At 66.6% G+C, this 9,725-nt stretch carries 7 protein-coding genes and 1 pseudogene; 2 read left to right on the top strand and 6 right to left on the bottom strand.

Annotated features, from left to right (window positions below):
- The 3 genes and pseudogenes from B3446_RS21480 to B3446_RS21470 all read right to left on the bottom strand — a co-directional run.
- Window positions 1-308, bottom strand: a pseudogene (locus B3446_RS21480) (multidrug transporter); the annotation flags it as partial.
- A complete protein-coding gene (locus B3446_RS21475; protein ID WP_291384795.1) occupies window positions 308-3,487 on the bottom strand; it encodes an efflux RND transporter permease subunit in 3,180 nt (1,059 codons plus the stop codon). The gene B3446_RS21475 and the pseudogene B3446_RS21480, both read right to left, overlap by 1 nt.
- A 13-nt stretch (window positions 3,488-3,500) precedes the next feature.
- Complete coding sequence (locus B3446_RS21470) at window positions 3,501-4,694, bottom strand: efflux RND transporter periplasmic adaptor subunit (RefSeq protein WP_291384801.1); 1,194 nt, start codon at window positions 4,692-4,694, stop codon at window positions 3,501-3,503.
- A 349-nt stretch (window positions 4,695-5,043) separates the two neighbouring features.
- Between B3446_RS21470 and B3446_RS21465 the strand changes: the two genes are divergently transcribed.
- The gene (locus tag B3446_RS21465) at window positions 5,044-5,955 is read left to right on the top strand and encodes a LysR family transcriptional regulator (RefSeq protein ID WP_291384799.1); all 912 of its coding nucleotides are present in this window, start codon (window positions 5,044-5,046) and stop codon (window positions 5,953-5,955) included.
- A 201-nt stretch (window positions 5,956-6,156) separates the two neighbouring features.
- On the opposite strand, the gene B3446_RS21460 is transcribed toward B3446_RS21465, so the two are convergent.
- On the bottom strand, window positions 6,157-6,888 hold the full coding sequence (locus B3446_RS21460; RefSeq protein WP_175126076.1) for a pseudouridine synthase: 732 nt from the start codon (window positions 6,886-6,888) through the stop codon (window positions 6,157-6,159).
- A 105-nt stretch (window positions 6,889-6,993) separates the two neighbouring features.
- On the opposite strand from B3446_RS21460, the gene B3446_RS21455 reads away from it, so the two are divergent.
- Window positions 6,994-7,617 (top strand): chorismate--pyruvate lyase family protein, encoded by a 624-nt coding sequence (locus B3446_RS21455; protein ID WP_291384792.1) that lies wholly within the window; start codon window positions 6,994-6,996, stop codon window positions 7,615-7,617.
- Window positions 7,618-7,734: 117 nt separating this feature from the next.
- Here B3446_RS21455 and B3446_RS21450 read toward each other — a convergent pair whose 3' ends face one another.
- Window positions 7,735-8,598 carry an isocitrate lyase/PEP mutase family protein gene (locus tag B3446_RS21450; RefSeq protein WP_291384797.1) on the bottom strand — a complete coding sequence of 288 codons (864 nt, stop codon included), beginning with the start codon at window positions 8,596-8,598 and terminating at the stop codon, window positions 7,735-7,737.
- A 10-nt stretch (window positions 8,599-8,608) separates the two neighbouring features.
- Window positions 8,609-9,725, bottom strand: a 1,117-nt coding sequence (locus tag B3446_RS21445) for an FAD-dependent oxidoreductase (protein ID WP_291384791.1), incomplete at its 5' end; no start/stop codon positions are given.

Below are 9,725 nucleotides of genomic sequence, written 5' to 3'. Positions count from 1 at the left end.
GCCCGCTGGATGCGGTACTGCGCGCGCGCGGCCTCGACATTCAGCGCCGCCACCCGCAGGTCGCGGTTGTTGACGAGCGACTGCTCGATCAGCTGTTGCAGCAGCGGATCGCCGAAGAAGTCGCGCCAGCCGATGTCGGCCACGACCATGCCGCCCGGCGCGGCGACCTGGGCCGCATTGTAGGCGGCGCCCGTGGGATACGCGGCGTCGATGGGCGCGTCGGGGCGCTCGTACGTGGGGGCCAGCGAGCAGCCCGCCAGGGCCGCCGCCAGGGATACAGACAGCAAGGTTCTCATCTGGAGTTTCATTACGGTTGACCCTCCGCCGGCACGTCGTGCGGACCCTTGGCGCTGGTGTCGTGCTTGTCGACGTTTTCGCTCATGCGCTTGACCTTGAACACGCGCAGCATGATGACGAAGAAGGCCGGGACGAAGAAGATGGCCAGGAACGTGCCGGTCAGCATGCCGCCGATCACGCCCGTGCCGATGGCGTTCTGGCTGCCCGAGCCCGCGCCGCTGGAAATCGCCAGCGGGGTCACGCCCAAGATGAACGCCAGGGACGTCATCAGGATGGGACGCAGACGCTGACGCGCGGCGTGGATGGCCGACTCGGTCAGGCTGGCGCCCGATTCGTAGTGCTCCTTGGCGAACTCCACGATCAGGATGGCGTTTTTGGCCGCCAGCCCGATTGTCGTCAAGAGACCCACCTGGAAGAACACGTCGTTGGACAGACCACGCAGCAGCGTCGCCAGCAGCGCGCCGATGATCCCCAGCGGCACCACCAGCATGACCGCGGACGGAATGGTCCAGCTTTCATAGAGCGCCGCCAGGCACAGGAACACCACGATGAGCGAGATCGCGTACAGCGCGGGCGCCTGGGCGCCGGACAGGCGTTCTTCGAACGACAGGCCGGTCCATTCGAAACCGACGCCGACCGGCAACTTGGCCGCCAGGCGTTCCATTTCTTCCATGGCTGCGCCCGAGCTGTAGCCCGGCGCCGCCTGGCCCTGGATGTTGTACGACGGCACGCCGTTGTAGCGGTTCAGCTTCTGCGGGCCGAAGCTCCACGTTGCGCTGGAGAACGCCGAGAACGGCACCATGTCGCCATCCTTGTTGCGCACGTACCATTTGTTCAGGTCTTCCGGCAGCATGCGCGAGGACGCCTCGCCCTGCGCGAACACCTTCTTGACGCGGCCGCGGTCGATGAAGTCGTTGACGTACGACGAACCCCATGCGGTGGCGAGCGTGCTGTTGATGTCCGACACGGCCACGCCCAGGGCGCGGGCCTTTTCGCGGTCGATGTCCAGTTGGTACTGCGGCGCGTCTTCGATGCCGTTGGGACGCACGCCCGCCAGCACCGGGCTCTGAGCGGCCTCGCCCAGCAACTGGTTGCGCGCGGCGAGCAGCTTCTCATGGCCCACGCCGGCGCGGTCCATCAGCTGGAAGTCAAAGCCGGTGACGTTGCCCAGTTCCATCACGGACGGCGGCGGCACGACGAACAACTTCGCACGTTGTTCCGTCTGGGCAAAATGCGCGTTGGCGCGCCCCGCCACGGCGGCGGCCTTCAGGCTGGCGTCGCCGCGCTCTTCCCAGTCCCGCAGCTTGATGAACAGGATGGACGCGTTCTGGCCGCGGCCGCCGAAGTTGAAGCCGTTGACCGCAAACACTGAGGTAACGGCGTCCTTTTCTTCGGTCAGCAGGTACTTGGTGGCGTCGTCGATGACGGCCTTGGTGGCTTCAGCAGTGGCGCCGGCCGGCGTCTGGATCTGGGCGAACAGAATGCCCTGGTCTTCGGCCGGCAGGAACGCGGTCGGGATGCGCGTGAACATCCAGCCCATCGCGATGACCAGCGCCAGGTAGACGACCATCAGGCGCTTGGTGCGGTTCAGGCCGCGGGCGACGGTATTGGCGTAGCCGTTGCTGCTGCGCTCGAACGTGCGGTTGAACCAGCCGAAAAAGCCCTTCTTGGCGCCGTGATGGCCCTTCGGAATGGGCTTGAGCAGCGTCGCGCACAGCGCCGGCGTGAACACGATGGCCACGATCACGGACAGCACCATCGAGGACACGATCGTGATCGAGAACTGACGGTAGATCACGCCCGTGGAGCCGCCGAAGAACGCCATCGGCACGAACACGGCCGCCAGCACCATCGCAATGCCGATCAGGGCGCCGGTGATCTGGCTCATGGACTTGCGTGTGGCCTGCTTGGGCGTGAGCCCCTCTTCGGCCATCACCCGCTCGACGTTTTCGACCACCACGATGGCGTCGTCAACAAGCAGGCCGATGGCCAGCACCATCCCGAACATCGTCAAGGTGTTGATGGAATAGCCGAACGCCGCCAGCACGCCGAACGTGCCCAGCAGCACCACCGGCACGGCCAGCGTGGGAATGATGGTGGCGCGGAAGTTCTGCAGGAAGAGATACATCACCAGGAACACCAGGATGATGGCTTCGACCAGCGTCTTGAACACTTCATGGATCGACAGGCTGACGAACGGCGTCGTGTCGTACGGATAGACGACGTCCATGCCCGGCGGGAAATACGGCTTGAGGTTGTTGATGGTGTCGCGCACCGCCTGCGCCGTGTCCAGCGCGTTGGCGCCAGGCGCCAGCTTGATGGCCAGGCCCGAGGCCGGATTGCCGTTGTAGAAGCTGTCGATGGCGTAGGTCTGGCCGCCCAGTTCGATGCGCGAGACATCGCGCAGGCGCACCTGCGAACCGTCGGAGTTGACCTTGAGCAGGATCTGGCCGAAGTCTTCGGCCGTCTGCAGGCGCGAGGGTCCGATGATGGTGGCGTTGAGCTGCTGGCCGCGCACGGACGGCAAGCCGCCCAATTGCCCGGACGAGACCTGGACGTTCTGTTCCTTGATGGCGGTGGTGACGTCGACCGTGGTCAGCCCGTAGTTGACGAGCTTGGCCGGGTCCAGCCAGATCCGCATCGCGTACTGCGAGCCGAAAAGCTGGAAGTCGCCCACGCCCTGCGTACGGCTGATGGGATCCTGGACGTACGACGCGACGTAGTCGGCCAGGTCGTCCTTGGTCATCGTGCCGTCGGTGGACACGAAGCCGGCCACGATCAGGAAGTTCTTCGTGGCCTTGGTGACGCGGATGCCCTGCTGCTGCACTTCCTGCGGCAGGAGCGGCTGCGCCAGCGCCAGCTTGTTCTGGACCTGCACCTGCGCGGTGTCGGGGTTGGTGCCCTGCTTGAAGGTCAGCGTGATGGACATGCTGCCGTCGGAATTGCTTTCCGACGAGATGTACTGCAGGCCGTCAAGACCGTTCATCTGCTGTTCGATCACCTGCACCACGGTGTCCTGCACGGTCTGCGCGGACGCGCCCGGGTAGGTCACCGCGATGCCGATGGCGGGCGGCGCGATGTTGGGGTACTGGGCGACCGGAAGCTGCAGGATGGACAGCGCGCCGGCCAGCATCAGCACGATCGCGATCACCCAGGCAAAAACCGGCCTGTCGATAAAAAACTTTGCCATGCGTGGCTCCTGATTACTGCTTGGCCGGCGCGGCGGGGGCGGTTGCCCCCTGCGCATTGGCCGCTTGCGGCTGGGCCTTGGCGCCGGCTTCGGTGGCGACCACTTCAACGCCGGGGCGGACCATCTGCAGGCCTTCCACGATCACGCGGTCGCCGGCGGCCAGGCCGTCGGTGACGAGCCACTTGTCGCCGATGGCGCGATCGGTCTTCAGGTCGCGCAGTTCAACCTGGTTCTTGGCGTTGACGACCAGTGCCGTCGGCTGGCCACGCTGATTGCGCGTCACGCCGCGTTGCGGCACCAGCAGACCGTCGGCGGCCACGCCGTCAGCCAGGCGCGCACGCACGAACATGCCGGGCAACAGACGGCGGTCGGGGTTGGGGAACACGGCGCGCAGCGTGATCGAGCCGGTGCCAGGGTCCACGGTCACTTCGGAGAACTGCAGCTTGCCGGACTCTTTGTATTGCGAGCCGTCTTCCAGCGTCAGCGTGACCAGGGCGGCCTGCTCGCCGTCCAGCTTCTTGAGCTGGCCGGTGGCCAGCGCGTCCTGCAGGCGCAGGAGCTGCACGCTGGACTGCGTGACGTCGACGTAGATGGGGTCGATCTGCTGCACCGCGGCAAGCGCGCTGGTCTGGTTGGCGGTCACGAGCGCGCCTTCGGTCACGGCAGAGCGGCCTATGATGCCGTCGATCGGCGACAAGACCTTGGTGTAGACGAGATTGATGCGGGCCGTGTCCAGCGCCGCCTTGGCCGACAGCACATCGGCGGCGGCCTGATCGCGCGAGGCGACGGCGTTGTCGTAGGTCTGCTGGCTGACCGCGCGGGTGGCGACCAGCGGCTTGTAGCGCTCGGCCAGCAGCGCGGCGGTCTTTTGCTGCGCCTGGGCGCGAGCCAGCGCGGCCTTCTGGCTGTCGACGTTGGCCTGGTAGAGGGCGGGATCGATCTGATAGAGCTGTTCGCCCGCCTTGACCTCGCCGCCCTCGGTGAAGAGGCGCTTCTGGACGATGCCGTTGACCTGCGGACGGACTTCGGCGACGCGGAAAGGAGACGTGCGGCCGGGCAGTTCGGTAGTAAGGGAAACGGGCTGCGTCGCCAATGTGACGACCGTCACTTGCGGCTTGCCGCCCTGAGGCGCCTCTTGCTTCTTGCCGCAAGCGGCCAGTGTGAGGGCCGATGCCGTCAGCGCGACAACGGCCGCACCGCGCCACATAGCGCTTTTCTTATTCATAGATTGCATTCCCGATTTCAATAAAGGTAGCCCCACGCCGCGCATGCGCCGCGTGCCTGATAGCCGTGAAAGGCCGTTTTGCCTGGGGCGATTCTGCGAAGAACATCAGCCCGTCAGACCGTCTTGGCGCGGTCCGCGGCGTTCGACCTGGGTGGATTCGCGTAGAACACGCAAGGCTGGACGTTTATCGCATTGCTGCATTGCAGAACTCGCATTCTGAGTTATCCCGCTTTAGAAACAAAGGGGCATGTTGAGAAAACATCATTCCATTTATGGGACAATCGTGCGATCCGCACTGTGACAAAATCGCGCCATGAAACGCCTACAGGGAATGGAACTCTTCGTCGAGGTCGCCAAAACGCACAGTTTTAGCCGCGCTGCGGCAACGCTGGGCGTCCCCAAGTCGACCTTGTCTCGCCAGGTGGCCGAATTGGAGCGGTCCGTGGGGCTGCGGCTGCTCAGCCGCACCACACGCAAGGTGGAACTGACCGATGCCGGCCGCCTGTATTTCGAACGCTGCCAGCGCATCGTGGCCGAGGCGCAGATCGCCCATGAAGAATTGCAGAAGCTGGTCGACACGCCCACCGGGCCGCTGCGGGTCAACATGCCTGCGGATTTCGGCACGGATTTCCTGGCTGAGTCATTCATGGAGTTCTCCCGGCGCTATCCCGATGTGACGTTTTTCCTGGACCTCGCGAACCCGGACCACGCATCTCGCGTGTTCCAGACCTGCGACGTGTCGATCGAAATCGGCGACCTGCCCGATTCGACCCAGATTGCAAGACTGCTGGGCATGCTGCCTGCCTACCTGTATGCCTCGCGCGATTACCTGGAAAAGCACGGTGAACCGAAGCATCCCAGCGACCTGACCCGGCACGAGTGCATCGAGTTCCGCGCGGAAGGCGCCGGCCGCGTGACGCGCTGGCCGCTAACGAACGGCGAGCAGCACATCGAGTTCACGCCGGGCAACCGGTTTTCCGTCAACGGCGTCGCCATGGCCCGGCGCCTGGCCATGCTGGGCGCGGGCATTGCGGTGCTGGTGGGTGGTCAGTTGTCGGAACAGCAGTCAGGCCAGTTGCAGCGCGTGCTGCCGGATTGGCAGTTGGGACCGTTTCCGGTGCATGCGGTTACGGAGACGCGGCTGCTGCCCGCCAAAACGCGGATCTTCATCGAATTCCTGATGGAGCGCCTGGGCAGCCACTGGCAAGCGAAGGATACGCCCGGTTTCATGAAATCGCGCTGAGACCGAAACAGACTGAAAAATCCTTCGGCGGTCGACAAGTGTTGTCGGGTGAGGTGACCAATGCTGCGAGCGGTGTCTCGCTGTCGGTGTCAGACACCCTCTGGAGGGCAACTCAAGATGAAGGGGCTCTCACCAGGGTGTCAGACACCTGCGCTGGAGGCCGTCTCACGATGGTGAGGACGGTGGGTGTCAGACACCAGCTCAGAACGATTCGTCGTCGCGCAGATAGCGCCATTGACCCAGCGGCAGATCCCCCAGGGCCACGCGGCCGATGCGTACGCGTTTTAGGCCGATCACCTTCAGGCCCACCAGTTCGCACATGCGGCGGATCTGGCGCTTTTTGCCTTCGCGCAGCACGAAACGCAGTTGATCGTGGTTCTGCCAGCGCACCTGCGCGCGCTTGAGCGGTTTGCCGTCCAGCGATAGTCCGTGGTTGAGCAGGGCCAGGCCGTTGTCGGACAGCTCGCCCTGAACGCGGACCAGGTATTCCTTGTCGACCGTGGAATCTTCGCCGATCAGCTGCTTGGCGACCCGGCCGTCCTGCGTGAGGACGAGGAGTCCTTGCGAATCGATGTCCAGGCGGCCAGCGACGGCCAGGCCTTCGAGGTGCGCGCGTTCGAACCGCTGCGGGGCGCGGTCGTTGGCGAAGCGGGAGCGGGAATCGATCAGGGCGACGGCCGGCGTGTAGCCTTTTTCCGCCTGGCCGGAGACATAGCCCACGGGCTTGTTGATGAGGATGGTGACGCGGGAGGTCTGGCGCGCATGCGCAGCGCGCTCCAGCGTGATTTCCTGGTCGGGATAGGCCCGCGCGCCCAATTCGGACACGACGACGCCGTCGACGCGGACCCAGCCGCGCTCGATATAGCTGTCCGCCTCGCGGCGTGAACAGAGTCCGCGCTCGGACATGAGCTTGGAGATACGTACTTTTTCCATGGGCGGTATTGTATGCGGACGGCCGGTGAGGACGGCCGGTGCCCCCTGCCCTGCGGCATTGCGACGCAGACGGCCTTCGGGCGGGGCTTGGCATAATACGCAGCCATGACGAAGCAACCCGCAGCCCATCGCCCCCCTCTCGCCGCCGGCTGGCTGGCGCAAGCCCCGGCCATTCTGTCCCCCGCCCAACGCCACTGGCTGTTCCGGCCAGGCGCGCTTACCGCTGGTCTCCGCCAGGTCGGGCAGGTGCGCCTGCGGGTGTTGGCCGAGTACGCCGATGGCGCGCCGGCTGACGAGGCGCGTGCGATGCGCATTGCGCCGGGCGCACCGGTGTGGATCCGCGAGGTATTGATGTCCGTGAATGGCGTGGACAGCGTGCCGGCGCGCAGCCTGACGCCCTTGACCGCGTCGCACGGCGCCTGGCAAGGGATGCGGCGCCTGTTGACCCGGCCGCTGGCCGACATGCTGTATCACGACAGCACGGTGATCCGGTCGCCGTTCGCGTGCCGCCGCCTGGCCTCGCCCGTGCCGTTCCATGCCACCGCCTCGGACGTTCTTCCGCCCGAGGCGCGTGCGTTGCAGGCCAGCCGGATCTGGGCGCGCCGCTCGGTGTTCTGGCGCCAGGGCCAGCCGCTGCTCGTGGCCGAGTGCTTCCTGCCGGCCTTCTGGGATTTGATCGCCGGCCAGCCCGTGCCGCCGCTCGTGCCGCACCAGCGCACGCCGCGTTAAGGCGAGCTTGCTGAATTCGGGCCGCTGGGCGGACGTTCAGCCCACGCGGCGACCCGCTATTGCCACACCCGCTCGCACCGTCCCGATACCGGAACCCTGCCCCCGCAGCCAGCGGGTTCAGCCTTCGTACCGCCGCCCCTGCTCCAGCAGTTCCGGCGTGCCGATCACATCATTCAATCCATCGAAATCCAGCATCCTGTCCTTCCACGGCCCCGTCGTGCCGTGCTGGCGCAGGCTGCCGTAGTAGCCCTGCAGCGTATGCGCCACCGCGCGCGCCGTACCACCCGGGAAGATGACGATGCGAAATCCCACTGCGGCAAGCGCACCCGCGTCCTGTACCGGGGTCTTGCCGCCCTCCACCATGTTCGCCAGCAGCGGCACACGCGCTGCGAAGCGGTCGCACGCGGCGCGCATCTGTTCCGGCGTGCGCAGCGCCTCGATGAAGAGCGCGTCCGCGCCGGCTTCAAGATAGGCCTCGGCGCGGTCCAGCGCCGCGTCCAGGCCTTCGGAGGCCAGCGCGTCGGTGCGCGCCAGGATCAGCGTGGATGCGTTGACCCGCGCGTCGACGGCGGCGCGCAGCTTGCCGCACATCTCAGCGGCGGGAATCACGCTCTTGCCGTCCAGGTGGCCGCAGCGCTTGGGAAAGGTCTGATCCTCAAGCTGGATCATCGCGGCACCCGCGCGCTCGAAGCCGCGCACAGTGCGCTGGGTGTTCAACGCGTTGCCGAAGCCCGTGTCCGCGTCCACGATCACCGCAGCCGACACGCGCTCGGCGATGCGGGCCAGGGTGTCTTCGACTTCGGTGTACGTGGTCAGGCCGATGTCCGAGCGGCCGAGCCGCGTGTAGGCGATGGACGCGCCCGACAGGTACAGCGCGGTAAAGCCCGCCTGCTCGGCCACCAGCGCCGACAAGGCGTCGTAGACGCCGGGGGCCAGCACCGTGCCGGCCGCCAATTGCGCTTTCAGGTTCTGTGTTTGCATCATGGGTTTCCTAATCCAGGCGGCGCCCGAGCAGCGCCGCCGCGGTGGCCGCGGCGATATGGCCGCCGGCGACCGCGCTGAGCAAGCCGTTGCCGGACAGATAGCCGGACACGTCGTTGCCCGAAACGCCACGGGCGGCCCCGCCCGCAGCCAGCAGGTTGGGCAGCGCCCGGCCTGTGTTGTCCAGGACGCGGCATTGCGCGTCGATGTCCAGCCCGCCTTGTGTGTGAAAGAGCGCGCCCGTCACCTTGACCGCGTGGTACGGCGCGTGCAGCGTGCGCTCGAAGCGGCGTCCCAGCGGGTCCGGCGCGCCGGGCCTGACCGAGTCCAGCGTCTGGCCCAGCACCTGCGGATCGCAACCGATCAGCGCGGCCAGCGCCGCCACGTCGGCGCACGTCTTCAACGCCTGCCCTTCTTCGGCCTGCACGAAGTCCGGAAAGCCGCGCGCCAGCGCGAGCGTGCGGTCGTCAAAGACATTCCACGCCACCGAGTCCGGCTGCGCCAGTACATGGACCGCGGCCTCGGAATAACCGTGCGTCTCGTCATGAAAGCGCTGGCCGTCGCGGTTGATCTGCACGCCGCCGTCCATCATCACGGCCCAGGAAATCAGCGCGCCCTGCGGCGTAGCCCAGGATCCGTGGCCCTGGTAGCCGCCCAGATCCGCGAGGCGCGCGCCAAGCTGCGTGCCCCACTGGATGGCGCTGCCGTCGTTGCCGACGTGGCCGCCGTAGACGGCCTCGCGCATTGCGGGCAGGTATTCGCCGACCATCGCGGCGTTGCCGCCAAAGCCGTTGCAGGCCAGCAGCAGGACATCGCAGCCGATCACGTCGACCGAGCCGTCCGGGCGTTCGCAGCCCACGGCGGTCACGCGGCCGTCGTCATCCGTCCAAATTTCGCGGGCCAGCGCACGGGTCAGCAGGTAAGCGCCCGCCTCGGTGGCTGCGCGTTCCAGGGCCGCGACCAGCGCCGCACCGGTGCGCTCGGGCAACGTGTGCATGCGGCGCGCGGTGTGGCCGGGGTACAGGAACCCGTCCAGCACTTGGAAGCGCAGGCCATGCTCGGCAAGCGCGTCCATGGCCGCGGCGGCCGCGCCCGTGTAGGCCGCCACCAGCGCCGGTGACGCCGTG

Source organism: Achromobacter sp. UBA5777 (genome assembly GCF_002418565.1).
GTDB classification, from domain to species: domain Bacteria; phylum Pseudomonadota; class Gammaproteobacteria; order Burkholderiales; family Burkholderiaceae_B; genus Achromobacter; species Achromobacter animicus.
This window is presented reverse-complemented; position numbering and strand designations above follow the sequence as displayed.

What these genes read in the sequence shown, in the direction of transcription:
- B3446_RS21475 (WP_291384795.1), bottom strand. Translation starts at nt 3,487, where the DNA reads ATGGCAAAGTTTTTTATCGACAGGCCGGTTTTTGCCTGGGTGATCGCG.
- B3446_RS21470 (WP_291384801.1), bottom strand. Translation starts at nt 4,694, where the DNA reads ATGTGGCGCGGTGCGGCCGTTGTCGCGCTGACGGCATCGGCCCTCACA.
- B3446_RS21465 (WP_291384799.1), top strand. Translation starts at nt 5,044, where the DNA reads ATGGAACTCTTCGTCGAGGTCGCCAAAACGCACAGTTTTAGCCGCGCT.
- B3446_RS21460 (WP_175126076.1), bottom strand. Translation starts at nt 6,888, where the DNA reads ATGGAAAAAGTACGTATCTCCAAGCTCATGTCCGAGCGCGGACTCTGT.
- B3446_RS21455 (WP_291384792.1), top strand. Translation starts at nt 6,994, where the DNA reads ATGACGAAGCAACCCGCAGCCCATCGCCCCCCTCTCGCCGCCGGCTGG.
- B3446_RS21450 (WP_291384797.1), bottom strand. Translation starts at nt 8,598, where the DNA reads ATGCAAACACAGAACCTGAAAGCGCAATTGGCGGCCGGCACGGTGCTG.